Annotated in this window: 26 protein-coding genes; 11 read left to right on the top strand and 15 right to left on the bottom strand. The window is 71.9% G+C overall.

Annotated features, from left to right (window positions below; genetic code table 11):
• Positions 1-115 precede the first annotated feature (115 nt).
• Both sigJ and ABD378_RS39235 read left to right on the top strand, forming a co-directional pair.
• On the top strand, positions 116-1,006 hold the full coding sequence (gene sigJ / locus ABD378_RS39240) for an RNA polymerase sigma factor SigJ (protein ID WP_344529355.1): 891 nt from the start codon (positions 116-118) through the stop codon (positions 1,004-1,006).
• 243 nt (positions 1,007-1,249) lie between these two features.
• Positions 1,250-2,011 carry a GntR family transcriptional regulator gene (locus ABD378_RS39235; RefSeq protein WP_344529353.1) on the top strand — a complete coding sequence of 254 codons (762 nt, stop codon included), beginning with the start codon at positions 1,250-1,252 and terminating at the stop codon, positions 2,009-2,011.
• A gap of 40 nt (positions 2,012-2,051) precedes the next feature.
• On the opposite strand, the gene ABD378_RS39230 is transcribed toward ABD378_RS39235, so the two are convergent.
• The 3 genes from ABD378_RS39230 to ABD378_RS39220 form a co-directional block, all read right to left on the bottom strand.
• A complete protein-coding gene (locus tag ABD378_RS39230; protein ID WP_344529351.1) occupies positions 2,052-3,209 on the bottom strand; it encodes an ROK family transcriptional regulator in 1,158 nt (385 codons plus the stop codon).
• Positions 3,210-3,315: 106 nt separating this feature from the next.
• The gene (locus tag ABD378_RS39225) at positions 3,316-3,978 is read right to left on the bottom strand and encodes a response regulator transcription factor (protein ID WP_344529349.1); all 663 of its coding nucleotides are present in this window, start codon (positions 3,976-3,978) and stop codon (positions 3,316-3,318) included.
• 14 nt (positions 3,979-3,992) lie between these two features.
• On the bottom strand, positions 3,993-5,210 hold the full coding sequence (locus ABD378_RS39220; RefSeq protein ID WP_344529347.1) for a sensor histidine kinase: 1,218 nt from the start codon (positions 5,208-5,210) through the stop codon (positions 3,993-3,995).
• A gap of 108 nt (positions 5,211-5,318) precedes the next feature.
• Here ABD378_RS39220 and ABD378_RS39215 point away from each other — a divergent pair, with 108 nt between their 5' ends.
• The 3 genes from ABD378_RS39215 (at position 5,319) to ABD378_RS39205 (ending at position 7,606) form a co-directional block, all read left to right on the top strand.
• Complete coding sequence (locus ABD378_RS39215) at positions 5,319-6,251, top strand: ATP-binding cassette domain-containing protein (protein WP_344529345.1); 933 nt, start codon at positions 5,319-5,321, stop codon at positions 6,249-6,251.
• Between the two features lie 2 nt (positions 6,252-6,253).
• Positions 6,254-6,991 (top strand): ABC transporter permease, encoded by a 738-nt coding sequence (locus tag ABD378_RS39210; RefSeq protein ID WP_344529343.1) that lies wholly within the window; start codon positions 6,254-6,256, stop codon positions 6,989-6,991.
• Positions 6,992-7,108: 117 nt separating this feature from the next.
• Positions 7,109-7,606 carry a hypothetical protein gene (locus tag ABD378_RS39205; RefSeq protein ID WP_344529341.1) on the top strand — a complete coding sequence of 166 codons (498 nt, stop codon included), beginning with the start codon at positions 7,109-7,111 and terminating at the stop codon, positions 7,604-7,606.
• Here the strand turns inward: ABD378_RS39205 and ABD378_RS39200 are convergent.
• The 9 genes from ABD378_RS39200 to ABD378_RS39160 all read right to left on the bottom strand — a co-directional run bounded on the left by ABD378_RS39200 (position 7,584) and on the right by ABD378_RS39160 (position 16,988).
• A complete protein-coding gene (locus ABD378_RS39200) occupies positions 7,584-8,129 on the bottom strand; it encodes a GNAT family N-acetyltransferase (RefSeq protein ID WP_344529340.1) in 546 nt (181 codons plus the stop codon). The two genes, ABD378_RS39205 and ABD378_RS39200, sit on opposite strands and share 23 nt — an antisense overlap.
• Entirely contained in the window at positions 8,126-9,199 is a 1,074-nt protein-coding gene (locus tag ABD378_RS39195) for an enoyl-CoA hydratase/isomerase family protein (RefSeq protein WP_344529338.1), read from the bottom strand. The genes ABD378_RS39200 and ABD378_RS39195 overlap by 4 nt, the downstream gene beginning before the upstream one ends.
• A gap of 90 nt (positions 9,200-9,289) precedes the next feature.
• A complete protein-coding gene (meaB, locus tag ABD378_RS39190; protein ID WP_344529337.1) occupies positions 9,290-10,285 on the bottom strand; it encodes a methylmalonyl Co-A mutase-associated GTPase MeaB in 996 nt (331 codons plus the stop codon).
• A gap of 2 nt (positions 10,286-10,287) precedes the next feature.
• Entirely contained in the window at positions 10,288-12,501 is a 2,214-nt protein-coding gene (gene scpA / locus ABD378_RS39185; protein WP_344529336.1) for a methylmalonyl-CoA mutase, read from the bottom strand.
• Complete coding sequence (gene mutA, locus ABD378_RS39180) at positions 12,502-14,352, bottom strand: methylmalonyl-CoA mutase small subunit (protein WP_344529335.1); 1,851 nt, start codon at positions 14,350-14,352, stop codon at positions 12,502-12,504.
• A 141-nt stretch (positions 14,353-14,493) separates the two neighbouring features.
• Positions 14,494-15,036, bottom strand: a complete 543-nt coding sequence (locus ABD378_RS39175) for a hypothetical protein (RefSeq protein ID WP_344529334.1) — start codon at positions 15,034-15,036, stop codon at positions 14,494-14,496.
• A gap of 84 nt (positions 15,037-15,120) precedes the next feature.
• A complete protein-coding gene (locus ABD378_RS39170; RefSeq protein WP_344529332.1) occupies positions 15,121-15,255 on the bottom strand; it encodes a hypothetical protein in 135 nt (44 codons plus the stop codon).
• Positions 15,252-16,052: a GNAT family N-acetyltransferase gene (locus ABD378_RS39165; RefSeq protein ID WP_344529330.1), complete on the bottom strand. Its 801-nt coding sequence runs from the start codon at positions 16,050-16,052 to the stop codon at positions 15,252-15,254. Before ABD378_RS39165 ends, ABD378_RS39170 begins: the two co-directional genes overlap by 4 nt.
• 111 nt (positions 16,053-16,163) lie before the next feature.
• Complete coding sequence (locus ABD378_RS39160; protein WP_344529328.1) at positions 16,164-16,988, bottom strand: SDR family NAD(P)-dependent oxidoreductase; 825 nt, start codon at positions 16,986-16,988, stop codon at positions 16,164-16,166.
• A gap of 528 nt (positions 16,989-17,516) precedes the next feature.
• Between ABD378_RS39160 and ABD378_RS39155 the strand changes: the two genes are divergently transcribed.
• From ABD378_RS39155 to merB, 3 genes are all read left to right on the top strand, one after another.
• Positions 17,517-17,921: an SAV_915 family protein gene (locus ABD378_RS39155; protein WP_344529325.1), complete on the top strand. Its 405-nt coding sequence runs from the start codon at positions 17,517-17,519 to the stop codon at positions 17,919-17,921.
• A gap of 74 nt (positions 17,922-17,995) precedes the next feature.
• Positions 17,996-19,336 (top strand): diaminopimelate decarboxylase, encoded by a 1,341-nt coding sequence (gene lysA / locus ABD378_RS39150; protein WP_344529323.1) that lies wholly within the window; start codon positions 17,996-17,998, stop codon positions 19,334-19,336.
• A 91-nt stretch (positions 19,337-19,427) separates the two neighbouring features.
• A complete protein-coding gene (merB, locus tag ABD378_RS39145) occupies positions 19,428-20,051 on the top strand; it encodes an organomercurial lyase (protein ID WP_344529321.1) in 624 nt (207 codons plus the stop codon).
• 139 nt (positions 20,052-20,190) lie between these two features.
• Here the strand turns inward: merB and purB are convergent, their stop codons facing one another.
• Positions 20,191-21,633, bottom strand: a complete 1,443-nt coding sequence (gene purB / locus ABD378_RS39140) for an adenylosuccinate lyase (protein WP_344529319.1) — start codon at positions 21,631-21,633, stop codon at positions 20,191-20,193.
• 329 nt (positions 21,634-21,962) lie between these two features.
• Here purB and ABD378_RS39135 point away from each other — a divergent pair, with 329 nt between their 5' ends.
• Positions 21,963-22,313: a hypothetical protein gene (locus ABD378_RS39135; protein WP_344529316.1), complete on the top strand. Its 351-nt coding sequence runs from the start codon at positions 21,963-21,965 to the stop codon at positions 22,311-22,313.
• A 193-nt stretch (positions 22,314-22,506) separates the two neighbouring features.
• The gene (locus ABD378_RS39130) at positions 22,507-22,929 is read left to right on the top strand and encodes an Rv1352/Rv1906c domain-containing protein (RefSeq protein WP_344529314.1); all 423 of its coding nucleotides are present in this window, start codon (positions 22,507-22,509) and stop codon (positions 22,927-22,929) included.
• Between the two features lie 44 nt (positions 22,930-22,973).
• Here ABD378_RS39130 and ABD378_RS39125 read toward each other — a convergent pair whose 3' ends face one another.
• Positions 22,974-23,753, bottom strand: coding sequence for an SGNH/GDSL hydrolase family protein (locus ABD378_RS39125; protein ID WP_344529312.1), 780 nt, complete (start codon positions 23,751-23,753; stop codon positions 22,974-22,976).
• Positions 23,754-23,770: 17 nt separating this feature from the next.
• Here ABD378_RS39125 and ABD378_RS39120 point away from each other — a divergent pair, with 17 nt between their 5' ends.
• A complete protein-coding gene (locus ABD378_RS39120; protein ID WP_344529309.1) occupies positions 23,771-24,259 on the top strand; it encodes a GNAT family N-acetyltransferase in 489 nt (162 codons plus the stop codon).
• A 34-nt stretch (positions 24,260-24,293) separates the two neighbouring features.
• On the opposite strand, the gene ABD378_RS39115 is transcribed toward ABD378_RS39120, so the two are convergent.
• On the bottom strand, positions 24,294-24,767 hold the full coding sequence (locus tag ABD378_RS39115; RefSeq protein WP_344529307.1) for a DNA-binding protein: 474 nt from the start codon (positions 24,765-24,767) through the stop codon (positions 24,294-24,296).
• Positions 24,768-24,845: the final 78 nt, after the last annotated feature.

Genomic DNA, 24,845 nt, shown 5'->3' with positions numbered 1-24,845 from the left:
TAGCCCGCAGTTCAAGAGGGGTGGCCCCGCAAGGTGAACGGCAGCCGGGCCGGTGTGGGGCGCGACGCACCCGTTTCGCCTGGACAGCCGGTGATCCGTCGGCTGGGATGGAGAAGTGACGACCGACACCGTGACCGACGTCTTCGAAGAGCACCGGCCCGTCCTGATGGGCGTGGCCTACCGCATGCTCGGCCGGGTGGCCGACGCGGAGGACGTGGTGCAGGACGCCTGGCTGCGCTGGTCGGCGGCCGACCAGGGGCAAGTGCGCGAACCGCGTGCCTACTTGGTGCGCGTCACCACACGGCTCGCCATCGACCGGCTGCGCCATGTGCAGTCCCGACGTGAGTCCTACGTAGGCCCATGGCTCCCCGAACCGCTGGTCACCGACTACGGCCCGATCGTCCCCGACACCGCCGAGCGGGCCGTGCTCGCCGACTCCGTGTCCTTCGCCGTCCTGGTCGTCCTGGAGTCCCTTTCGCCTCTGGAGCGCGCGGTGTTCGTGCTGCGGGAGGCCTTCGGGTTCCCGTTCTCGGAGATCGCCCTCACGCTGGACCGCGGGGAGCCCGCCGTGCGGCAGCTCGCGGCGCGGGCCCGCAAGCACGTCGATGAGGGCAGGCCGCGCTACGAAGTGGATCCGGGCGAGCGCCGGGATCTGACCGAGCGGTTCCTCGCGGCGGCGACCAGCGGCGATCTGGACGGCCTGATGTCCCTGCTCGCCCCGGACGTACGCCTGGTCGGCGACAGTGGCGGCAAGACCAAGGGGCCGCTGCGCGTCATCGAGACGGCCGACAAGGTGGGCCGCTTCCTCGACGGCGTGGCCCGCGCGGGCCTGCGGGAGGGGGCGGAGCTGGAGTTCCGGTTCCTGGAGCTCAACGGCGCGAGCTCCGTACTGCTCCTGATCGACGGCAAACCGGACTCCGTCTTCCAACTGGACGTCGTGGACGGGAAGATCGCGAGCGTCTACATCATCCGCAACCCGGACAAGCTGGTCGGGTTCGCCTCCTAGACAGCAGATGGCAGACCCCCGTCCACATGGACGGGGGTTTTGTCTTGTTCGCTACGCGTGGGTGACCCGGCGCCAACATCGCGTGAATGCTCTGTGGCATCGTCCCTGTGCGGGCTGTAACGGATCGAGGATTGGTCTTGACCAAGGGTGGGTGCCGCTCTATCGTCGCAGAGATAGTGCAGGAACCTTTAATAAACAAGGGCACTAAAAAGCCGCCGGCACATGGCGATTGCGGAGGACAGGGTGGGGACCACGCAGCTGGAAACGGCGCCGGAGCCGAAGTACTGGCACCTCAAGACCGTGCTCAGCGAGGCACTCGACTCAGAGTTCGCCGTCGGAGAGATCCTGCCCAACGAGCGTGATCTCGCGGCCCGGTTCGGCGTGGCCCGCGCCACGCTCCGTCAGGCACTCGAGCAGCTGGAGCTGGAAGGCAGGCTGCAGCGCCGCCGCGGGGTCGGCACGACCGTCGCCCCGCCGCGGATGGGTGTGGCCGTCGGATCCGCACAAGGCACCTGGCCGGGCGAGGTCGGCGACGCCTGGCAGCCCGCTGACTGCGCACCGGCGGCCGCGCCCGCCGAGGTGGCCCGCATGCTGGCGACCGACCCCGACGAGCAGGTGCACGTGGTGCGTCGTACGCGCGTCTCGCACGGCCAGCCCGTGGCCGCCGAGCTGCTGTACGTATCGACGTCGTCCGTCCCCGAGCTCTCCGCCATCGACGCCCCGTCCGGACCGGCACGCGCGCGTGCCGAGCAGCGCGAGCTGCACCGGCTCGGCCTCGAAGGACAGGACCGCGCCGTCGAGCTCGGCTCGGCCCGCGCGGACGACGCCAAGGCGCTCGACCGGCTGCCCGGAGCCCCGGTCCTCGTCGTGACGACGCGCTTCCTCGCCGAGGGACGCACCGCGGCGGTATCGGTGGCGACGTACCGCGCCGACACCTGCCGCCTCACGTTCGGCGACGCCGGCGGCGTCGAGATCCACCACGGCCCGGAGCGCCAGGCCTCCTGACAGCGTTCTCGCGCCGACGCGGGGCCGACCCCGCGTCGGCTCAGCGCCGCGCCGTGACCGTCCCCTCGACCGCGAACAGCTGCTCCTCGACATGGTCGAGGGCGAGCCGCAGCGCGCCCGTCGCCACGGCGGCCTCGCCGAGCACCGAGAGGGCCACCCGGGGCGGCCGCAGGCAGTAGCGGGCCAACTCGCGCCGCAGCGGCTCCAGTACACCGTCCAGACCGGCCGCCCAGCCGCCCACGACGACCAGTTCGGGGTCCAGGGCGAGCACCAGAGCCGCCACGTCGTGCACCAGGCGCTGGATGAACCGCTCGACGGCCTGCCGCGCCCGCTCGTCGCCCTCGCGCGCGTGGGCGAACACTTCCGCCACCGCCTGCTCGTCGAGCGGGTGCAGCGGCTCGTCCGTGGTCGACAGGAGCGTCTCCGGGGTCACGTCACGGCCCAGCAGGTGCAGGGCGCCGATCTCCCCGGCGGCTCCGCCGTAGCCGCGGTGCAGCCGCCCGCCGATCAGCGCGCCCGCTCCCGGGCTGAGCCCGGCGAGCACGAACACCACGTCGTCGCACTCGGTCGCCGCGCCCTTCCAGTGCTCGGCCACGGCAGCCGCGTTCGCGTCATTCTCCACCAGGACCGGGCACTTGAAGGACCTGCGCAGGCGTTCGCCCAGCTGGAGCCCCGTCCACTCGGGCAGCGCGGTGCCGAGCCGGACCGTGCCGTCCGCCTCCACGATGCCGGGGCTGCCGACGCCCACCGCGCGCAGTGAACTGCGGGCGATCCCGCCACGGCGCAGCAGATCGGCGACCGCCGTGCGCAGCCGCTCGATGCGTTCGTCCGCCGGGGCCGTCTCGTCCACGTCCCTGGCCGCCGTGCCGAGCACCCGGCCGTCCAGGTCCGACAGGACGGCGGCCACCCGGTGCGGACCGATCTCCAGGCCGAGCAGATGCCCCGCCTCGGCCCGGAAGCGGAATCTCCGGGCGGGCCGTCCCTGGCGTCTGGCCGCGCCTTCCTCGGCGGCGGTCTCCACCACGAGCCCGGCCTCGATCAGCCCCTCGACCACGCCCTCGACGGTCGGCCGGGAGAGCCCGGTCACCCGGGTGACCTCGGTGAGTGTCGCGAAGTCCGCCCCACGCAGAGCGTGCAGCACCACCGCGGAGTTGATCCGCCGCAGCAGAGAGGGATCCCCGCCGGTCAGCCGCCCCAACGTCCGTCCTCCCAGCTCGTGCGCATGATGGGCGGATCGTACTCGCCGGGGCCGACCGCTGCGAGTGCCGGGCCCACCTGTGACGGAGAGTGCCGGTCGGTCGTGCTCACCCCGGAGCGACGAAACCGGATTCGTACGCGGCGATGACCGCCTGCGTCCGGTCGCGGGCCCCCAGCTTCGCGAGCACGGAACTCACATGCGATTTGACCGTCTCGGCCCCGACGATCAGCTCCGTCGCGATCTCCGCGTTCGACAGGCCGCGCGTCATGAGCCGCAGCACGTCCGCCTCGCGCTCGGTGAGCGCGGCCCGGTCCAGGGCGGCCCTGGCCTCCTCGTTTCCGGGCCGCCGCCCGTACTCGCCCGCCAGCTGCCGCACCGCCGCCGGGAACAGCAACGACTCGCCATCGGCGACAAGACGGACGGCGTTCACGATCTCCGCGGGACGCGCGCGCTTGAGCAGGAAACCGTCCGCGCCCGCGCGCAGCGCCTCGTACACGTACTCGTCGTTCTCGAAGGTCGTCACGACGAGGATCTTCGGCGGGTCCTGCACGGTGCGCAGGACCGCGCGCGTGGCCTCGATGCCGTCGAGGAGCGGCATGCGGACGTCCATGGCGACCACGTCGGGCCGCAGTTGGCGCACGAGCGGAATCACCGCGGCGCCGTCGGCCGCCTCACCGACCACCTCGATGTCGGGCTGCGCCTCCAGAACGGCACGCAGTCCGGCGCGTACGAGAGGTTCGTCGTCGACCAGGAGGACTGTGACCGGCATCCAGTCAGCGTAGGTCACCCGAGGGGCAGCTCGACGTGCACCTGCCATTCGCCCTCACGCGGGCCCGTGGTGGCCCGGCCGCCGAGCAGCGTGGCCCGCTCCCGGATGCCGCGAAGGCCGCTGCCGCCACGGCCGGTGACCTCTCCGCCCTGGGGCAGCGCGTTGCGTACGTCGATCTCCAGGGCCGCGTCGCCGACCGCGAGCCGCACCCGCACCGGAACCGGCCCGGAGTGCCGCAGCACGTTCGTGAGGGCCTCCTGGAGCATGCGGTAGGCCTCGCGGGAGACCGGGCCCGGCAGCCGCTCCAAGGGGCCCGTCACCTCGGTGTCGACCTTGGCCCCCGAAGCGCGCGCGGAGTCGAGGAGCTGGCCGGCGTCGGCGAGCGTGGGCCGCCCGCTCGCGGGCCGCTCGTCCTCGCGCAGCACCCGCAGTACACGCTCCAGGTCTTCGAGGGCCGCCCTGCCGGTCTCCTCGATGGCGTCCAGTGCGCGGTCGGTGAACTCCGGGTCGGCGGCGGCCCGCGCGGCGCCCGCCTGGACGACCGCCACGGTCAGCGCGTGCCCGATGGAATCGTGCAGTTCGCGCGCGATGCGGTTGCGTTCGAGGAGCTGCTCGGTGCGCTCCTCCAGGGCGGCGAGGCGCTCCTTGGGCGAGGGGCCGAGCAGCTGCCGGGCGGCGCCTGTCATCAGCCGGCCGGAGACCACCATCACCGCCAGGAGCACCGCGACCGGGATCGGCACGAGCAGCGCGTTCAGCGGGTTCTGGTCCGGCAGCGGAATCAGCAGACCGGACGCTTCGCCGGGCTCGGACGTCGTGCCGATCAGGGCCAGTGCGGTCCCGAGGAGCTGCACGGTGACGAAGACCGCCGCGCAGCCGGCCTCCAGGCGCAGCACGGCCCACAGCGCGGTCCTGCCCCGGTCGCGCCATGACGCGGAGGGGGCGACGGAGATGCCGGGATGCTCGTCACCTCCCGGCACGCGCGCGTGCTGCCCCGGGAACAGCATCAGCCGCGCCTGGAGGCCCTCCGCACTGCGCAGGGACGCAAGCAGCAGAGCGGCCCCCACCACCAGGGGGATCGGCTGGAGCGCGATCTGCGCCCACTGTCCGAACGAGGGACTGCTGAGCCCCGGCGTGATGAACGCGCCCATGAAGGCGATGGCCGAGCCGATGAGCAGGTGCAGCCAGCGCGTGTAGGTGACCGCCCGCGTGAGCGGCCTGAGGAAGCGGGGCATCACGTCATCGTGCCAGCAGGGACGGGCCGCACGGCTCCCCCATGAGGGGGAGACGGACTCCCCGGGCGGGGGAAGCCCCACCGCACTCCCGGCCGCGAGTCTGAGGCCATGACCAGCATCGACGTCCAAGACCTCACCAAGGAGTACGGCACCACCCGCGCGGTGGACGGACTGACGTTCACCGTCCGCCCGGGGAAGGTCACCGGGTTCCTCGGCCCCAACGGCGCGGGCAAGTCCACCACCATGCGGCTCGTACTCGGCCTCGACCGGCCCACTTCGGGCACCGCCACCGTGGGCGGCCGCTCCTACGCGGCCATCGACGAACCCCTGCGCCACGTGGGAGCCCTGCTCGACGCCCAGGCCGCGCACGGATCGCGTACCGCCCACAGCCACCTCCTCGCCCTCGCCGTCAGCAACCGCATCCCCGCGCGCCGCGTGACGGAGGTCCTCGAAGAGGCCGGGCTCGCCGGCGTGGCAGGGCGCCGGATCAAGACGTTCTCGCTCGGCATGCGCCAGCGCCTCGGCATCGCGGCGGCGCTGCTCGGAGACCCGAGCGTCGTCATGCTGGACGAGCCTTCCAACGGCCTCGACCCCGAAGGCATCATCTGGATCCGCGAGCTGATGCGGCGCCTCGCACGTGAGGGCAGGACGGTCCTCGTGTCCAGCCACCTCATGAACGAGACGGCCACGTTCGCCGACCACCTGGTGGTCCTCGGCCGGGGCAAGCTGCTCGCGGACACCTCGATGCCGGACTTCATCGCGGCGCACAGCAGCCCGCGGGTGCGGCTGCGCACCCCTTCGGTCGACCGGCTGCGGGGCCTCCTGACGGACAAGGGGTACGCGATGGCGGCGGGGGACGACGGCCGCTGGACGGTGGACGGCGCGAAGGCCGACGAGATCGGGTCCATCGCCGCAGGTCACGGCATTCCCCTCGTCGAACTCTCCGACGAGCAGGCCTCCTTGGAGCAGGCCTACCTCGCCCTCACGGCCGACGACACCGAGTTCGCCGCTGCCACCCCGACGCCCCGCCAGGAGGCCTGACCATGTCGACACCTGCCGTGCTCCGCTCGGAGTGGATCAAGATCAAGTCGGTGCGCGCCAGCCTCGGTTCGCTGATCGCCGTCTTCGTGGCCACCGTCACCATCACCGTGCTCGCGTTCGCCGCGGTCGGCACGGCGGAGGCGGACAACGCCGACTTCGAACCGCTCTTCGGCGCCTTCTACGCACTCAACTTCGGCCAGATCGCCGCCATCAGCTTCGGTACGACGGCGATGTCCAGTGAGTACCTGAACGGCGCGCTGCGGATCTCGCTCTCCGCGGTGCCGCGCAGAGGGCTCTTCTACGGGGCCAAGGTCGCCGTGGTGGGCGCGCTGGCCCTCGGCGTCGGCATCCTCACCAGCTTCGCGGGCTTCCTGTCAGGTCAGGCCTTCATGGGGGACCACGCCATCGGCCTCGGCCATGACGGCGTCCTGCGTGCGTGCGTCGGCGGGGGCATCTATCTCGCGCTCATGGCGCTGCTCGCCGCGGGCCTGACCATGCTCCTGCGCAGCGGGATCGCCGTCCTGAGCATCCTCATCCCGTTCACGCTCATCGTGTCCTTCGTGGTCGGGGACGTCGCGAGCGGCGTCGCGGACTTCCTGCCGGACCAGGCGGGACAGCAGGTGCTCCACGAGAACCCGTCGGGAACTCTCGGCCCCTGGACGGGACTTGCCGTCACGGCGGCGTGGGCGGCTGCCGCGCTGCTCGCGGGCTGGTGGGCGGTGCGGCGGCGCGACGCGTGAGGCGTCGTGGGGGCGCGGTGAGGCCTCGTGGGGGGGGCGTGGGGCAGGTGTCCGGATGGTGACGCCGGGGGCCTGACGGCGGGCCAGTTGTCAGTGGCGGCGGCTTTACTGGGTGTCATGAGTACCGCAGAGCATCTCGCCGCGATCGACGCGCTGCGCTCACGGGATTTCCCCGTGGAGCGCGGCAGGTCGCCGTCCGGCGTCGGCGGTCCCGGGTATCACATCGCCGAGTTACTGACGAGTGGCGACTTCTGGGAGGACGACGGCACGGAGTGGGAGGCGACATCGGATCAGTACGACGCCGAGCGCGACGGCCTGACGGTCCTCCTCGCCGAGCGCTGGGGAGCGCCCCAGATGTTCAGCCTGGCGAGCGTCTTCGAGCGTGCGCAGGGCGACGGTTTCGCTGACGCTGATGGAAACGGTGATGACGGCGCGGGCGAGGACGTGGACGCGGGCGAGGACATACCGGAGCCGTGGGACTCGCTGAGCTGCTCGGTGCCGGACCTCCATCTGTGGCGGGTGGACGGGCGGTGGATCGCTCTCGGCGTCTCCCAGTGGGACAAGGAGTCGCCGTTCCAGCTGCTCGCCGTGGTCACGGAGATCGATCCTCCGTAGCGGGAGCGTCGATGGCGTGGATGCGGAGGGCGCGGCCGCAGGTGGGGTCGAAGGTGCCTCGCTCCACGCGCATGCCGAGCTTGTGCATGATCCGCTCCGAGGCCTCGTTGCCCACCTGGGCGATGCTGACGATCCGCTCCAGACCGCGGTCGGTGAGGCCGAAGTCGAGGGCTGCCCGTGCCGCCTCGGTGGCGATGCCCTGCCCCCAGAAGGAGCGCCCGAGCCGCCAGCCGATCTCCACGGCGGGCAGCACCTCGGGGAGGTAGTGCGGCACGGAGAGCCCGGTGAACCCGGCCAGTTCACCCGTGGCGCGGATCTCCACCGCGAAGAGTCCGAAGCCCTCGGTCTCCCACCCGTGCTCCCACCTCGCGATGGTGGACCGGGTCTGCTCCTCCCCTTCGTGGACGGAGCCGTCGCGGATCCAGCGCATTACCTCGGGGTCGGAGTTGATGGCGGTCATGGGGGCGACGTCAGCCTCGCGCCAGCGGCGCAGTACGAGGCGGGGTGTCTGGAGCAGGGTCATCGCGGGGCCGCCTCGGGCGCGAGGCCGAGCTCGTCGCCGTCGCGCCGGGCGAAGTGGCGGGCCACCTCCGCGTCGGTGACCTGCGTGAGCTCGGCGGGGGACCAGCGCGGATTGCGGTCCTTGTCGACGACCTGGGCGCGGATGCCCTCGACCATGTCCGGCGCGGTGATCGCGGTTGCCGACACGCGGTACTCCTGGTCGAGCACCTGCTCGAGCGAGGTGAGGGCGCGGGCCCGTCGCAGGGCGGCGAGGGTGACCTTCAGGGAGGTCGGCGACTTGCCGAGGATGGTCTCGGCCGTCTCCTTCGCAGCCCGGTCGCCGGAGTTGTAGAGCCGGTCGACGATCTCCTCCACGGAGTCGGCGGAGTAGCAGGCGTCGATCCACTCGCGATGGTCGGCGAGTTCACCCTCGGGCGCGGTGGTGGCGTACTCCGCGACCGCCTCGCCCACCTCGGCGTCGGCCAGCGCGGCGATGAACTCCGCCAGCCGCTCCGAGGGCACGAAATGGTCGGCGAGACCGCACAGCAGCGCGTCGCCCGCGCCCACCGCCGAGCCGGTCAGCGCGAGGTGGGTGCCCAGTTCGCCGGGCGTGCGCGTCAGCAGATACGTACCGCCGACGTCCGGCACGAAGCCGATCCCGGTCTCCGGCATGGCGATCCTGGAGCGCTCGGTGACGATCCGCACGCTGCCGTGCGCCGAGACGCCGACCCCGCCGCCCATCACGATGCCGTCCATGACGGCGACGTAGGGCTTCGGGAAGCGGGCGATGCGGGCGTTGAGGCGGTACTCGGCACGCCAGAAGGCCACGGACGCGGCGCCGCCGCCGGCCTTGATGTCGTCGTGGATGGACCGGATGTCGCCCCCGGCGCAGAGCCCGCGGGCACCTTCACCGGTGAGGAGGACGGCGCTGATCTCGTCCGCCCGCTCCCACGCGGAAAGGGCCTCGTCCATCAGGCGGACCATGGTGTGGTTCAGGGCGTTGATCGCTCGGGGACGGTTGAGCGTGATGTGTCCCGTGCGGCCCTGGACGTGCCGGAGGACAGGGGCTTCGTCGTTGGCTGCTGTGGTCATGGGGCAAATCTAGACCGGCGCTTCGCGGCGGATGTTTCCCGCCCACCCGCCTGAGCACCCCGCAGTAACACCCTCCACGTAGGGGCCGGCTCAGCGCCCCGGATCCTGAAACGCCTCCAGAATCCGCTCAGCCGCCATCGTGGCCGTCAACGTGCCCTCCCGTACCCGCTGTTCGAGGCCAGGGGCCAGATCCCGCACAGCCTCGTGCCCCCGCAGCCGGTCCAACAGCTCGTCCCGCACCATCGTCCACGTCCAGTCGACCTGCTGGTCACGTCGCTTGGCGGCGAGGCGGCCCGTGGAGTCCAGGAGCGTGCGGTGCTGTTCCAGGCGGTCCCAGACCTCGTCGAGGCCGCTGGATTCCCGGGCACTGCAGCTCAGCACCGGGGGAGTCCAGGCCGCGTCCGCCGGGTGCATGAGCCGCAGGGCGCCGGCCAGTTCACGCGCCGCCGAGCGCGCGTCGCGTTCGTGCGGGCCGTCCGCCTTGTTGATGGCGAGGACGTCCGCCAGTTCGAGTACGCCCTTCTTGATGCCCTGCAGCTGGTCGCCGGTGCGGGCCAGGCTGAGCAGCAGGAACGAGTCGACCATGTTCGCGACCGCCGTCTCCGACTGGCCCACGCCCACCGTCTCCACGAGCACCACGTCGTAGCCCGCGGCCTCCATCACCACGATCGACTCGCGCGTCGCCTTCGCGACACCGCCGAGCGTCCCGGCGGTAGGGGAAGGGCGCACGAACGCCGCCGGGTCCACCGCGAGGCGCTCCATCCTCGTCTTGTCGCCGAGGATCGAGCCGCCCGTCCGGGTGGACGACGGGTCGACGGCGAGGACCGCGACCCGGTGCCCGAGCCCGGTCAGCATCGTCCCGAGCGCGTCGATGAACGTGGACTTGCCCACGCCGGGCACCCCACTGATGCCGATCCGCCGCGCCCGCCCGCTGTGCGGGAGCAGCTGGGTCAGCAACTCCTGGGCCAGTGCCCGGTGTTGGGGCCTGGTCGACTCGACGAGCGTGATGGCGCGCGCGATCTGCGCCCGCTTCCCGTCGAGTACGCCCTTGACGTACGCGTCGATGTCGATCCGCGGCGCCGCCATGCTCACAGCTCGTGGCCGAGGTCGGCCGCCAGCCGCTTCACCAGGTCGAACGCGGCGTCCGGGATCACCGTGCCGGGCGGGAAGACGGCCGCGGCGCCCATCTCGAGGAGGGTCGGCACGTCCTGCGGCGGGATCACGCCGCCCACGACGATCATGATGTCCTCGCGGCCCTCGGCGGCGAGCTCCGCACGCAGCGCAGGTACGAGGGTGAGGTGCCCGGCGGCCAGCGAGGAGACGCCGACGATGTGCACGTCCGCCTCGACCGCCTGGCGCGCGACCTCCGCGGGGGTCTGGAAGAGCGGGCCGACGTCCACGTCGAAGCCGAGGTCGGCGAAGGCGGTGGCGATGACCTTCTGGCCGCGGTCGTGGCCGTCCTGGCCCATCTTGGCGACCAGGATGCGCGGACGGCGCCCCTCGGCCTCCTCGAAGGAGTCGACGAGCGTGCGGGTGCGCGCCACGGACGGGGACGAGCCTGCTTCGGTGCGGTACACACCGGAGATCGTACGGATCTGTCCCGCGTGCCGCCCGTACGAGGTCTCCAGTGCGTCCGAGATCTCGCCGACCGTCGCCTTCGCGCGGGCCGCGTCGACCGCGAGCGCGAGGAGATTGCCCTCGAGGCCCGGGCCGGGGTCCCGCTCGGCCGCAGCCGTCAGCGCCCGCAGCGCGTCCTGGCAGGCCGACTCGTCGCGCTCCTCGCGAAGGCGCTTCAGCTTGGCGATCTGCTGGTTGCGTACGGACGAGTTGTCGACCGCGCGGACATCGATCTGTTCGTCGGTCTCCACGCGGTACTTGTTGACGCCGATCACGGGCTGACGCCCCGAGTCGATCCGCGCCTGCGTACGGGCCGCGGCCTCCTCGACACGCAGCTTCGGGATGCCCGCGTCGATGGCCTGCGCCATGCCGCCCGCCGCCTCGACCTCCTCGATGTGCTGCCAGGCGCGGCGCGCCAGGTCGTGCGTCAGCTTCTCGACGTACGCGCTGCCGCCCCACGGGTCGATCGTCCGCGTCGTGCCCGACTCCTGCTGGATGAGCAGCTGGGTGTTGCGGGCGATGCGCGCGGAGAAGTCGGTCGGCAGGGCGAGCGCCTCGTCGAGGGCGTTCGTGTGCAGCGACTGGGTGTGGCCCTGCGTGGCCGCCATCGCCTCGACGCACGTACGCGTGACGTTGTTGAACACGTCCTGCGCGGTCAGCGACCAGCCCGACGTCTGCGAATGGGTGCGCAGCGAGAGCGACTTGGCGTTCTTCGGGTCGAACTGCTTGACCAGCTTCGCCCAGAGGAGACGCGCCGCGCGGAGCTTGGCGACCTCCATGAAGAAGTTCATGCCGATCGCCCAGAAGAAGGAGAGCCGCGGCGCGAACGCGTCGACGTCCAGGCCCGCTTCCTGCCCCGCCCGCAGATACTCCACGCCGTCGGCGAGGGTGTACGCCAGCTCCAAGTCGGCCGTCGCGCCCGCCTCTTGGATGTGATAGCCGGAGATCGAGATGGAGTTGTAGCGCGGCATCTTCTGCGAGGTGTACGCGAAGATGTCGGAGATGATCCGCATCGAGGGCTTGGGCGGATAGATGTAGGTGTTGCGGACCATGAACTCTTTGAGGATGTCGTTCTGGATGGTCCCGGCCAGCTTCTCGGGCGGTACGCCCTGCTCCTCGGCGGCCACGATGTACAGCGCGAGTACGGGCAGCACGGCGCCGTTCATCGTCATCGACACCGTCATCTTGTCCAGAGGGATGCCGTCGAAGAGCTGACGCATGTCGTAGATCGAGTCGATCGCCACGCCCGCCATGCCGACGTCGCCCGTCACACGCGGGTGATCGCTGTCGTAGCCGCGGTGGGTGGGCAGGTCGAAGGCGACCGAGAGGCCCTTCTGGCCTGCCGCGAGGTTGCGGCGGTAGAAGGCGTTGGACTCCTCGGCGGTGGAGAATCCCGCGTACTGCCGGATCGTCCAGGGCTGGTTGACGTACATCGTCGGGTAGGGGCCGCGCAGATACGGCGCCACACCCGGGTACGTCTCCAGGAAGTCGAGGCCCTCAAGGTCGGCGCCGGTGTAGAGCGGCTTGACCGCGATGCCTTCCGGGGTCTCCCACAGGAGGTCGTCGTCGGCCTTGCCGGTGGACTCCTTGACGGCGCTGCGCCACTGGTCCCCGGAGACCTCGGAGGGGCCGCCGGTGGGGGCGTCCGACGTCAGGTCGACGCCTGAGAAGTCGGGGATCGGCATTTACACCACTCCCATGTGGTCGAGGGTGGAGGAGAGCACGGACACGGCGTCGCAGCCCGCGAAGACGTACGCGTCGACGGATGTGTACTCGGCAGGGCGCCCGGCAAGGAACACCCGCTGCGCGCCCGCCGACTTGAGGGCATCGGCGACCGCTTCGGCCTGCTCTTCGTAGAGCGCGTCGCTGGAGCAGAGGCACGCCACCGTGGCACCGCTGGCCCTGAACGCCTCCGCGGCCGTCGTCGCGTCCACCGTCACCGGGTCGTGCACGGCTTCGATGCCGCCCGCCTGGAAGAGGTTCGACGCGAAGGAGGCGCGCGCGGTGTGCGCGGCGGCGGGGCCGAGACCGGCGAGGAAGAGCCGGGGGCGGGCCCCCGTCGCTGCGAGGTGGGCGTCCGAGCGGGAGCGCAGGATCTCGTACGCCTCGTCGCGGCGGACGCGCGGCAGGCCGCCCGACGGTTCGGCGGGCGGGGCCACACGCTCGACCGGACGCTCCGTCAGATTCGGGAACTCGCTGACGCCGGTGATCGGTTCACGCCGCTTGGCCAGCTTCTCGCTGCGCTTCGCCCAGGTGGCGGCGAGGCGTTCACCGACCAGGCCGGAGCGCAGGGCCGCGGCCTGGCCGCCCGCGCGCTCGATCTCCTGGAAGAACTCCCAGCCCGCGTGGGCGAGTTCGTCCGTGAGCCGCTCCACGTACCAGGAACCGCCCGCCGGGTCGATCACGCGGGCGAGGTGTGACTCTTCCAGGAGGATCGTCGAGGTGTTGCGGGCGATGCGGCGCGCGAACGCGTCCGGCAGGCCGAGCGAATGGTCGAAGGGCAGGACGGTCACGGAGTCGGCGCCGCCGACGCCCGCACCGAGGCAGGCCACCGTCGTCCGCAGCATGTTCACCCACGGGTCGCGGCGCGACATCATCACCGGCGAGGTCACGGCGTGCTGGCGCTGAGCCCCCGCGTCCGGGGCGCCGCAGACCTCGGCCACGCGGGCCCAGAGCCGCCGCGCCGCCCGCAGCTTGGCGATGGTCAGGAACTGGTCGGCGGTGGCCGCGTAGCGGAACTCCAGTTGGGTGCAGGCCGCTTCGACCGTGAGCCCGGCCTCGGTCAGCTCGCGCAGGTAGGCGACCGCCGTGGCGAGCGAGGCGCCGAGTTCCTGCGCCGCGGAGCCGCCCGCCTCGTGGTAGGGCAGGGCGTCGACGGCCAGCGCGCGGAGGTTCGGGTACTCCTGCCCGCACAGCCGGGCCAGTTCGGTCGCGGCGGCCGGGTCGAGCCGCTCGCCGGTGCGGGCCTCGTGGCCGAGGGGGTCCGCGCCGAGGGTGCCGCGCGCCGCGTCCTTCGGGATGCCCCGCTCCTCGTAGAGCCGGAACAACTCGCGTGCGGCGGGCTCGACTTCGCTGCCCGCGTCCAGCGCTACCGGCGCCAGGTCGAGGAAGACTCCGTCAAGGGCACGCTCGATGCCGGACACCGGGAGCGCGCCGGGACCGACGCCGAGCCACAGCGAGGTGACGCCGTTCTCCAGGTCCGCGAGCACGGTCGTGTTCGTGCCCGCGGGATCCGTGGTCGCGTGCCGCTGCCGTACGTCCCAGCCGGCCGCGGCACTGCCCGCGGCGGTGCCGCCCCTGACAAAGGGGGCGAAGCCCGGATAACCGGCGTCAGGCGCGGCTTCCCGGGCGGTGTACAGGGGGCGGGTGCTGAGCCCGTCCTCGAGTGCGGTGGACAGCGCTTCCTCCGCGGCCGGCCCCGATACGTCCTTACCCGATTTGCGCAGCACGCCTTCCACCAGGCGCTGCCACTGCTCATGGGTCGCATCAGGGAACTCGGCGGCCAGGGAAAGCCCGTCGTCAGGCAGGACCGTCATGGGCATGATGCTAGGGCGGAACCCCTGGCACTCGGTGCCGTGTAGGGCTGTGACCTTGACCTCTTCCGGACGCTCTTGATCTCAAACGAGCGGGCGGCTACGGCGGGGCGGGGTCCCGGCCCCTCCACGCCCGCTCCGGAGTCATTCAAGGCCAGAGGCCTTGAAGACCCCCTCGGTCGTCTCCCGGTCGATACGTTCCGAGAGTCGGCGCAACGCGGTCGCCCCACACAGGAGCGAGCCGTCGGCGACAGATGCGCGGGCTCCCTCGGCCACGAGGTGCCAGAGCGCCGGATTGACGACGAGCACCTCGGGGTCGAGCGCGACCTCGCCGCCTGCCGCGTCCCGCAGGATCAACCGCGGCGAGATGCCATCGCGGCGGCGCATCGCCACGAGACGGTCGAGCCGCACCGATCGGGCACGGAGCGGGCCGCGTGAGACCAGGGTCGTCCCGTGCGCCGCCACGCGCGGCGGCGTCAGCACGGCGAACAGTAATACGCCAAGGCCCAGCCAGAGCAGCGCGCGCCAGGCGGTGAGCCTGCCGGTCGCGCCGTCGAGCGCGAGCAGCAGCCCGAAGAGCAGCGCGGCGCAGGCGGCGGCGGAGCGGGCGTCACCGGCCCAGGCGCGGTCGTGGGTCCACGGATCGTGCTCCGTGGGCCGTGCGGGGGGCGTCATGCGTCGGGCCATGAAGGTGACGCGAGGCACCTTCATCGGACGGAAATTCCGCCGCGCCGAACCTTGATGGGCCACTGACGCGGAGCACGGCGACATTTACGGGCGCCTGACGGACGGGTCCGGCGGGGGAGCGGGGCGCCCGCTGAGGCTGCCGTCCGTGTGGGCGGCGCGTTCCGGGATGCCGTAGGCGCCGCGGTGCAGGCGGAAGCGGCTCATGCGGACGCGGCTCATGCGGACATCCGCGCCGCCTTCGGCGCGCGGCGCGCGGCCGGGCTGCCGGTGGCGTAGTGGACATACTCCCGCTGGAGCCGGAATCCCGCCGTCCAGGCCAGGAGGCGGCTCGGCCGGTTGTCGCGCCCGCAGGACCAGCTCGCGGTGCGGCCGCGGGCGGCGATGTCCCCGCACAGCGCGGTCACACACGCCAGGGCGAGGCGCTCACGGCGGCGCTCGGGCGCGGTGACGACGGCGACGTCCTCGCATGCGTCCGAGGTGAAGTATCCGCAGGCGACGGCGGCGACGCGGCCGTGCCGGTCGAAGGCCGCCCAGCCGTGGCCGGACGCGGCGAGACCCTCGGGGCCGCCCCAACTGGCGTGGATCCAGGCGGAGTCCGGTGCGGCAGCGGTGAGCGCGGCAAGCGCGGAGGCGTCGCCGGAGACCAGGCGGCGCACCGTCACGCCCCGCGGTGGGTGGGGCGCCGCGACGTGCTCGCGGTGCACGTAGAGCATGCGCTCGGCGGGCACGATCCGGTCGAACGCGGCGCCGAGCAGGGGAAGGAAGCGCGCCATGGCCCCGACGTGGCTGTGAGCGAAGGGAGCGAGCTGTGCGGGATCCACGGCGTCGGGGTCGCCGCGCAGCAGCACATGTCCCGCGCAACTGACGCCCACGACCCGTGGATTCAGCGCCCGGTCCGCCCACCACGTGCCCACACCGGTGGTGAACGCGTGCTCGGGCAACGACGCGGTGCCGGGTGCCCCTGAGGGGAACCAGCGGGCGAGCGCGGGCAGTTGGTGGGTCGGGAGCTGAATCACGGGACGGTCCTCCTTGGAGTGAAGCGGAGCGGGCGCGCCGACCGGCGTGACCGCACCGCCGACGGCGGCCTCAGCGAGAGGCGGCCTCGATGCCTTTCAACTCGATGCCCTTCAAGTGGTGACGGTGTGGCCGACGAGCAGGTCGGCGAGCTTGTTGAGGCGCTTGACGGTGCGGTCCTCCGTGGCGGCCGCGGCCGGTTCGACGCGTTCGTCGCGGTCGTAATAGGCGCCGTTGACGATCTCTGTCGCCGGGTCGCAGAGGCTCACCACGTGCGCGGCGCCCTGCGCGGCCGACGCGCCTTCCTCGGCGTACAGGGGAAGAAGCGCGGTGTCGCACACGCCGGGGTGCACGGAGACAGCCGTGACGCGCGGGTCCGACGCGAAGACGGTGAGCGCCAACTGCGACTGAGCGTACGCGGCGAGCCGGGAGTAGCGTCGAGCGCGGTTGGGGTCGCTCCACTGGATGGACGCCGTGCGGTGCAGCGAGGAGGAGACGCTCACGACACGGCCGCCACGGCCGCCGCGGCCGGTCGTCAGCGCGGGCTCGAGCAGGCCGGTCAGGAGGTAGTGCGCGAGGAAGTTGACCTGGAAGGCGATCTCGTTGCCGTCCGGGGTCACGGTGTGCCGTTCGGGCGCGGCCATGCCCGCGTTGTTCACCAGGACGTCCAGGTGCGGGTGCTCGGTGATCACGCGGTGCGCGAGCCGCTCGACCTCGTCGAGGTGGGTGAAGTCGGCGGAGAACGCGCAGAGTTGATCGGCGTCGATGCCCTCGGCGGCGACCAGACGGTCGGTCGCGGCCTGTGTCTCGTCGGCGGTGCGGCCGTGCACAAGCACGGTGGCCCCGCGTTCGGCGAGAAGCCGTGCGGTCTCGTAGCCGATCCCGGAGGTGGCTCCGGTGATCAGGACGGTCCGTCCGGACAGGGGTGCAGAAGACATGGCTGGTTCCTGGATTCGTGAGTGGGCGCACGCCGAGCGGCCCCCTGTGGGGGCGGTGCGCGCGCGGGGTGGTGAGAGGGCCGATGACGGCCGATGGATGCGGTGCGGTGCGGTGCGGTGTCAGCGCACCGTCGGATGAACAGCGCGCAGGACCGGCACCGCCGTATGAGGCGGCCGCTCGTCACGGCGCGAGAAGCTGTTCACATCCCCTATCCAACTGGCAGGCGGTCAGGGCCTCAAGAGGACGGCGGGGTCCTTGATGAGGCCCTGACGTGCGCCCGGCGCCGCGGTGCGCGGAGGTCAGCCGAGCGCCCGAACGGCTGGTGCACCTGGGTATTTACGAGCCTCAGACGGCGCCCGCACGACCCCGTCAAGCCCTCGTCAACGCGGGGCGCGTGACCGTCAACGTCGCGTCATGGAGGGGCGGATGGCGCCCGGTGCCGGGCATAGCGTCGTCACAGGCCCCCGGGTTCCTGCCCGGCCCCGGGGGTCACCCTTCACCGAACAGGATCATCGAGGAGTAATCCCATGGCAGAACTTCAGTGCGGCGAGGACCCCGAGCCCTCTGAACCCGGCCCGGCCGGGCCGCTCTTCGTCCCCGTCCGGCCGGGACCCGCGGGCTGCGTCGCCCGCCTGTTCCGCACGCCCGTCGGCGGCCGTACCGCCGTCGCCTTCACCACCCCTCAGCGCCTGAGCGCGGCCCTCGGCGGCCGCCAGGCCTGGATCAGGCTCTCGGAGCCCGCGCTGCGGGCCCTCACCAAGCCGCTCGGCGACCGCGAGGTCGCCGTCGACCCGCGGCTCGCCGCGCACGCCGTCGACGCACTGGGGCGGCGCACGCCCGCCTGGCGCGAGTGGGACCCGCAGGCGGTCGGCGCGCTGCGCGTCACAGGGGCTGTCGCGCTGGTCGGCGCCCTGACCACCTGGATCGGCTGAGGACGCGGAAGCGGAAGTCGAAGCAGAAGCCGAAGCGGAATCGGTAGAGGACGAGGCGAAGAGAGAACCTGCCCATGACCACCCTGCATGCACCCGTGACCACGGACGCCACCGCCGACGACGACCTGTCCGTCTGGCCCGCGTCCACCGTGCGTCTCGCCCACGGCGACCTCGCCGTCGGCGGCGTACCGCTCACCGAGATCGCGGAGCGCTTCGGCACTCCGGCGTACCTCATCGACGAAGGCGACGTACGCGAGCGCTGCCGCACCTACCTGCACGCCTTCCCCGACGCCGAAGTGCACTACGCCGCCAAGGCGTTCCTGTGCCGCGCGATGGCCCACTGGGTGGCGCAGGAGGGGCTCGGGCTCGACGTCTGTTCCGCCGGGGAGCTGGAGCTGGCCGTCACCACGGGCTTCCCCGTCGAGCGCATCGTGCTGCACGGCAACGCCAAGAGCCCGCACGACCTTCAGGCCGCGCTGCGCCTCGGCGTCGGGCGCATCGTCATCGACAGTGCCTCCGAGATCGCGCGGCTCGCCGCGGCCGTGCCGCCGGGCAGCCGCCAGAAGGTGATGGTCCGGGTGGTGCCGGGCATCGCGGCGGGCGGCCACGCGAAGATCCGCACCGGGACCGACGACAAGAAGTTCGGCCTGTCGATCACCGACGGCTCCGCGCAGCACGCCATCGCCCGCATCATCGGCCAGCCCGGCCTCGAACTGACCGGCCTGCACTGCCACTTGGGCTCACAGATCACCACCGACAAGCCGTTCATCGCCGCCGTACGCCGACTGGTCGGCCTGATGGCCCGCATCAAGGACCAGCACGGCCTCACCCTCCCCGAACTGAACCTCGGCGGCGGCCACGGCATCGCCTACCGCCCCGGCGAGGAAGCCCTCGACATCACCACCCTCGCCCGCAAGGTGCGCGCCGAACTGATCGAGAGCTGCGCGGCGGCCGGGCTCACCGTGCCCAAGCTGCTCATCGAACCAGGGCGCGCCATCGCGGGCCCCGCCGGAGTGGCTCTCTACCGCGTGCTCGCCGTCAAGCGGACCGCCGGACGCACCTTCGTCGCCGTGGACGGCGGGATGAGCGACAACCCGCGGCCCGCGCTGTACGGAGTGCGGTACGTGCCGCGTCTGATCGGCCGGCACTCCACGGTGGCGTCAGCGCCGGTGACCGTCGTCGGGCGGCACTGCGAGGCGGGCGACGTGCTCGCCTCCGACATCGAACTGCCGGGCGACGTACGGCCGGGAGACATCCTGGGCGTGCCGGTGGCCGGTGCGTACCACCTCTCGATGGCGTCCGGCTACAACCTCGTGGGGCGCCCGCCCGTGGTGGCCGTGACCGACGGGCACGCGCGGCTCCTGGTGCGGCGCGAGTCGCTGGAGGACTTCCGCAGCCGGGATGTCGGTCTGTAGCGCGACGCCTCCGCCGGTACGACGCGCCGTGGTTCGAATCAGTCCGAATCATGCCGATAGGGGAAGATTGCCGCACCATCGAGGAGGCGGCGTGGACGAGCGCGTGCGGCAGTTGTCGGACCAATTGGTGGCCAAGTGGACCTCGCCCGAAGGCGTGCGGCTGATGGCCGCCGGAACCGCCGTGGTCGGCGGACTGCTGGAGCACGGCCCGCTGACCGAGCCCCAGGCGGCCGTGCTCCTCGGCTGGCCGGACGACGAGGTCCTTGCGCGCTTCCGGGCGATGAACTTCGGCCTGGAGATGGATCCGGGTGGCGTCGCCGTCGTCGGAGCGGGAGTGTCGCTGAACCCCGCGCTCCCGCACAGCATGGAGCTGCGGGGCGGGCGTCGCCACGGGTGGTGCGCCATGGACGTACTGATGTTCCCCGTGGCGTTCCAGGAGGAGGCAAGCCGGGTCACCTCGCGCTGTGCCGCCACCGGGCAGCCGATCTCGCTCACCGTGACGCCCCGGGGCGTGGACGACGTGGACCCGTCCACGGCAGCGGTCACCTTGGCACCCGCGACGGGCGGCGACATCCGTGACGTGTTCTGCGACCGCGTCAATTTCTACGCGACGCCCGAGCTGGCCCGGCAGGCCGTGGACGTCGATCCCGAGCTTGCGGTCTGCTCCGTGGCCGAGGCCTGGGGCATCGGCAAGCGCCTCGCCGACCTGTTCTGAGGCTCGGCCTGAACAGCGAGGCAGCAGCCGACGAGGCAGTAGCCGGGACCATCGGGCCCCGGCTGCTGCCTCGCTTAATGACGAGCGGCGGCCCCGGAAAGAAGCTCCCCCAGAGGGAAGCCGATCCAGAGAGAAGCGGCTAGAGAATCGCGCCCGGGGCGTAGGCCGCGGCCTCGGGGTGCTCCTTGAGCACCGCCTCGATCTGCGCGACGACGGCGGCGACCTGATCGCCGGCCGCGCCCGTGAACGACAGCTTGTCGGCCATCAGCTCGTCGAGTTCCGCGCGGTCCAGCGGAATCCGGGAGTCGGCGGCGAGCTTGTCGAGGAGTTCGTTGCGCTCGGCGCCCTGCTCACGCATGGCGAGCGCCGACGCGACGGCGTTCTCCTTGATGGCCTCGTGGGCCTCCTCACGGCCGACGCCCGCCCGCACCGAGGCCATCAGGACCTTGGTCGTGGCGAGGAAGGGGAGGTAGCGGTCCAGCTCACGCGCGACGACGGCCGGGAAGGCACCGAACTCGTCGAGCACGGTCAGGAAGGTCTCCAGGAGCCCGTCGAGCGCGAAGAACGCGTCGGGCAGGGCGACACGGCGTACGACCGAGCAGGAGACGTCGCCCTCGTTCCACTGGTCACCCGCCAGCTCGCCGGTCATCGACGCGTAGCCGCGCAGGATGACGGTCAGGCCGTTGACGCGCTCGCAGGAGCGGGTGTTCATCTTGTGCGGCATCGCGGACGAGCCGACCTGGCCCGCCTTGAAGCCCTCGGTGACGAGCTCGTGCCCGGCCATCAGACGGATGGTCTTGGCCAGCGACGAGGGCCCGGAGGCGAGCTGCACCAGGGCGGTGACGACCTCGTAGTCGAGCGAGCGTGGGTAGACCTGGCCGACCGAGGTGAAGGCCCGGTCGAAGCCGAGGTGCCCGGCGATCCGCTGCTCCAGGTCCGTGAGCTTCTCGGCGTCGCCGCCAAGGAGGTCGAGCATGTCCTGGGCGGTGCCTACGGGGCCCTTGATGCCGCGCAGCGGGTAGCGGCGCAGCAGGTCGTCGACGCGGCGGTACGCGACGAGCAGCTCGTCGGCCGTCGTCGCGAAGCGCTTGCCCAGCGTGGTCGCCTGCGCGGCGACGTTGTGCGAGCGTCCTGCCATGACGAGCTCGGCGTACTCACCCGAGAGCTTCCCGAGCCGCGCGAGCACGGCGACGGTGCGATCGCGCACCAGCTCCAGGGAGAGCCGGACCTGCAGCTGCTCCACGTTCTCGGTCAGGTCGCGGGAGGTCATGCCCTTGTGGACCTGCTCGTGCCCGGCGAGCGCGTTGAACTCCTCGATGCGGGCCTTCACGTCATGGCGCGTGACCTTCTCGCGCTCGGCGATCGAGGCGAGGTCGACGTCGTCGATGACGCGCTCGTAGTCGGCGAGGGCGGCGTCCGGCACCTCGATCCCCAGGTCCTTCTGCGCCCGCAGCACGGCGAGCCAGAGCTGACGCTCCAGTTTGACCTTCTGCTCGGGCGACCAGAGGGTGGCGAGTTCGGCGGAGGCATAACGCCCGGCGAGGACGTTCGGGATACGGGGCTTTGCAGGCGCGGCAGTCACGTGTACGGAGTTTACCTGCCGTCCGACCTGGCCTTTGACCGTCCGCACAGTCTGGAAAGTCCGGGGCATTGGAGGTTCGTCCAGGGCGTCGCTCCGTGCGGCGTGCGAGGCGTCGCTCCGCGCGGCGCGCGAGAAGGGTGCGCGACACGGGCGCCCCGTGGCCCCTGTCCGGCCGAGGCGCAGGGCCGCGCCCACCCAACTCACCTTCCGGGCCCGCCGATCCCTGTACCCCGACCCCTGTACACCGGGGCGGACCGGCCTTGTTGGCGCGCTCGCGTCCCGGCCGTGCCGCAACTCGTGGTGATCCGCGTGCGTCTAGGCTTCAACGTATGGAGCAGCGCGAGATCATCCAAAGAGTCGTCGGCATCCTGACCGAGGCGATCGAGATGCGGCGACAGGTACGAGAGAGCCCGGACGGTGAGATCGAACCCAGCGGCGCGGTCGGCACGATGCTCGAGGAGATGCTGCCGCGCATCGAGATCCCCGCCGACGCCACCCCCATCGAGGTCGCCGAGGTGGTGGGCAGGGAGCTGAGCCCCGTCATCGAGCAGATCACCTCCGCCTTCGCCTTCTCCTTCGCGCAGCTCGCCGAGGCCCACGACGAGGGCCGCACCGATGTGACGTCGGCGGACGTGCTGCAGTCCATCGCCCTGCACTTCGAGGACGAGGTGGAGGAGTAAGGGTGCAGGTGAAGCTCCGCGTGCGGGATGGCGAGGTGGGGCGGAACCTGAAGGAATGAGCGACAAGACGCCGCGGGGGAGGCAGGGGGATCCGCCTCCGGGGCCGCCTGGGGGGCCTCTGCGGTGGGGAGCGGCGGTACCGCCGAGAGCGCCGCGCTCCAGGCGGGGCTGGCTCACTCATGGGGCTGCGGCCGTGGCCGGGTTCGCCGTCGGCGCCGTCATCGTAGCGGCAGCCACCGGAGGGCCGGACTCCGGTGACGGCGCGAAGTCGTCCGCAACGGTCACCGCGACGGAGACGGTGACGGGAAGCGTGAAGCCCGAATCCACGTCAAAGCCCAGTGCCTCCGCTTCCAAGGAGGGAGCGGTCGGCGACGGCATACCCGGCGACGGCACATTCGTCGTCGGCGCAGAAATCAAGCCGGGCACGTACCGCACGGCGGGACCTGCGGACAACATCATCGACAACTGCTATTGGGCACGCCTGAAGAGTACCTCCGGGGATGTCGGCGACATCATCGCCAACGGCAACACCAAGGGCCCGGCTACCGTCACCGTCTCCCCCGGCGACAAGGCATTTCAGACGACCGGCTGCAAGGACTGGGCGAAGGTCGACTAACCTCGCCGGATCACAAGATCATCGCGTCGTATCCCGGAGCGCGCCTACGCGAACGGATCCTCGTACGGCAGCAGATCAGGCCGCTTGGCCGGCAGGCCGTCGCCGGAGGAGCGGCCCGTGAGGCGGCGGGCGATCCAGGGGGCGAGGTGCTGCTTGGCGAAGCGGATGTCGGCGACGCGGCGCGTTGCCCAGGTGGGCGGGGCGGTGGACGGGAGCAGGGCCTGCCAGTCGTCCTCGGGGGCGTAGCCGAGCGCCTGCCACACCGCTTCGGCCACCCGGCGGTGGCCCTCGGCCGTCAGATGCAGCCGGTCCACGTCCCAGAGGCGCTGGTCGCCGAGTGCGGCCGATCCGTACAGGTCCACCACCGTGGCGCCGTGCCGTACCGCCAGCTCGTCGATGAACGCGAAGAGCTCTTCCATGCGCGGGCGGAAACGCTCCATGACGGGACCGTTCCGGCCCGGGCTGCGCATCAGGACGAGCTTCTTGCACGACGGGGCGAGGCGTTCCGCCGCCTCCTCCAGGAGGTCGCGTACGCGCACCATGTCGCACTTGGGGCGCAGGGTGTCGTTGAGGCCGCCCACCAGGGTGATCACATCGGGCTGCATCGCGGCGGCGACGTCCACCTGCTCGGCCACGATCTGCCCGATGAGTTTCCCGCGCACCGCGAGGTTGGCGTACCGGAAACCGGGGGAGGCGGCGGCCATCCGGGCGGCGAGCAGATCGGCCCAGCCGCGGTAGCTGCCGTCGGGCAGCAGGTCCGACATGCCCTCGGTGAAGGAGTCGCCGACCGCGACGAGACTGGTGTAGTTGGCATTCATCTGCATGGCGGGAGCGATCGTACATGGAGCTTCGACCCTTCGCCGTGGCGGACGCGGCGACTGTGGCGGGCTGGCCGGCCTCCGCGGGTGAGGTGGCCCTGTGGTGCGGGCTGCGGGACTTCCCCGTGGCCCCGCGGGTGGTCGCCGGGTGGCAGCTGGACGGGGATGTGCGGGGCCGTGTGCTGGTCGAGGGGGAGCGGCTCATCGGGTACGGGGAGATGTGGTGCGACGCGCAGGAGGACGAGGCGGAACTCGCCCGGATCATCGTGGCGCCCGGCGCCCGTGGGAGAGGGGCGGGGCGTGTGCTGGTGCGGGGGTTGGCCGAGCTGGCCCTGCGGGCCGGGTACACGGAGATCTTCATGCGGGTGCACCCGGCGAATGCCGCAGCCTTGCGCTGCTATCACGCGGCCGGATTCCTGCCCGTCGACCCGGCGCTGACCGCGGAGTGGAACGTCCCGCAGCCGGTCAGCTATGTGTGGCTTCGGCACGCGGGCGGGGGCGCGGGGGCGTGAGCCGCGTCGCCGCCGCGTCGGGCCCGCGGAGCTCTCACGGGCCCGGAGGGGTGGCTTCCGGGTCGATCGATGTGCGGCCGACCAGCCGTTCGTAGCGCTGTCTCGCCGCCTGCGGAGTGCCGAGGCCGAGGCCGAAGGCGATCTCCGGCCAGGTCATGCCGCGACCGCGCGCCATCTGCAGGAGCGCGGCCTCCACCTCGTCCATCTCGCCGCGTGCCGTCGGCATGAGCGTCAGGGCCGCGGTGATGTCCGCGTGGTCCACCTCCGGTTCGCCCTCCGCGGGCCGTGCGATTCCGCTCAGCAGGAACGTCACGAGCCGGGCCGCCTCGTACGGGCCGATGGTCGTGGCGTGGACCTGCCGGCGCCGCTGCTCGTCGGTGGCCGCGTGCCGCTCGGCGATGCGGAACAGGGACGTGTGGGCGCGGCCCGCGCGCACCTGGTCCGGGTGCGTGGGGCTGAAGGGGTCGGTCTCGGCGGTAGCGGGCCGCTGTTCCGGGGGCGAAGGCATGAGATTAGCGTCGTCGCCGCACGTCATGTTGTCAACGGATTGTTGTGAACAGTTTGTTTGTGTCCTTGTGCTTGCGTC

The organism is Streptomyces rectiviolaceus (genome assembly GCF_039533825.1).
Classification (GTDB): domain Bacteria; phylum Actinomycetota; class Actinomycetes; order Streptomycetales; family Streptomycetaceae; genus Streptomyces; species Streptomyces rectiviolaceus.
This window is presented reverse-complemented; position numbering and strand designations above follow the sequence as displayed.

Excerpts from the sequence above, each read along its gene's own strand:
- ABD378_RS39225 (WP_344529349.1), bottom strand. The coding sequence starts at position 3,978 with ATGCCGGTCACAGTCCTCCTGGTCGACGACGAACCTCTCGTACGCGCC.
- mutA (WP_344529335.1), bottom strand. The coding sequence starts at position 14,352 with ATGACGGTCCTGCCTGACGACGGGCTTTCCCTGGCCGCCGAGTTCCCT.
- ABD378_RS39210 (WP_344529343.1), top strand. The coding sequence starts at position 6,254 with ATGTCGACACCTGCCGTGCTCCGCTCGGAGTGGATCAAGATCAAGTCG.
- ABD378_RS39160 (WP_344529328.1), bottom strand. The coding sequence starts at position 16,988 with ATGTCTTCTGCACCCCTGTCCGGACGGACCGTCCTGATCACCGGAGCC.
- ABD378_RS39175 (WP_344529334.1), bottom strand. The coding sequence starts at position 15,036 with ATGGCCCGACGCATGACGCCCCCCGCACGGCCCACGGAGCACGATCCG.
- ABD378_RS39170 (WP_344529332.1), bottom strand. The coding sequence starts at position 15,255 with ATGAGCCGCGTCCGCATGAGCCGCTTCCGCCTGCACCGCGGCGCCTAC.
- ABD378_RS39200 (WP_344529340.1), bottom strand. The coding sequence starts at position 8,129 with ATGACCCTGCTCCAGACACCCCGCCTCGTACTGCGCCGCTGGCGCGAG.
- ABD378_RS39220 (WP_344529347.1), bottom strand. The coding sequence starts at position 5,210 with ATGCCCCGCTTCCTCAGGCCGCTCACGCGGGCGGTCACCTACACGCGC.
- ABD378_RS39120 (WP_344529309.1), top strand. The coding sequence starts at position 23,771 with ATGGAGCTTCGACCCTTCGCCGTGGCGGACGCGGCGACTGTGGCGGGC.
- ABD378_RS39215 (WP_344529345.1), top strand. The coding sequence starts at position 5,319 with ATGACCAGCATCGACGTCCAAGACCTCACCAAGGAGTACGGCACCACC.
- lysA (WP_344529323.1), top strand. The coding sequence starts at position 17,996 with ATGACCACCCTGCATGCACCCGTGACCACGGACGCCACCGCCGACGAC.
- ABD378_RS39195 (WP_344529338.1), bottom strand. The coding sequence starts at position 9,199 with ATGACCACAGCAGCCAACGACGAAGCCCCTGTCCTCCGGCACGTCCAG.
- meaB (WP_344529337.1), bottom strand. The coding sequence starts at position 10,285 with ATGGCGGCGCCGCGGATCGACATCGACGCGTACGTCAAGGGCGTACTC.
- ABD378_RS39135 (WP_344529316.1), top strand. The coding sequence starts at position 21,963 with ATGGAGCAGCGCGAGATCATCCAAAGAGTCGTCGGCATCCTGACCGAG.
- ABD378_RS39125 (WP_344529312.1), bottom strand. The coding sequence starts at position 23,753 with ATGCAGATGAATGCCAACTACACCAGTCTCGTCGCGGTCGGCGACTCC.
- ABD378_RS39155 (WP_344529325.1), top strand. The coding sequence starts at position 17,517 with ATGGCAGAACTTCAGTGCGGCGAGGACCCCGAGCCCTCTGAACCCGGC.
- ABD378_RS39205 (WP_344529341.1), top strand. The coding sequence starts at position 7,109 with ATGAGTACCGCAGAGCATCTCGCCGCGATCGACGCGCTGCGCTCACGG.
- scpA (WP_344529336.1), bottom strand. The coding sequence starts at position 12,501 with ATGCCGATCCCCGACTTCTCAGGCGTCGACCTGACGTCGGACGCCCCC.
- ABD378_RS39115 (WP_344529307.1), bottom strand. The coding sequence starts at position 24,767 with ATGCCTTCGCCCCCGGAACAGCGGCCCGCTACCGCCGAGACCGACCCC.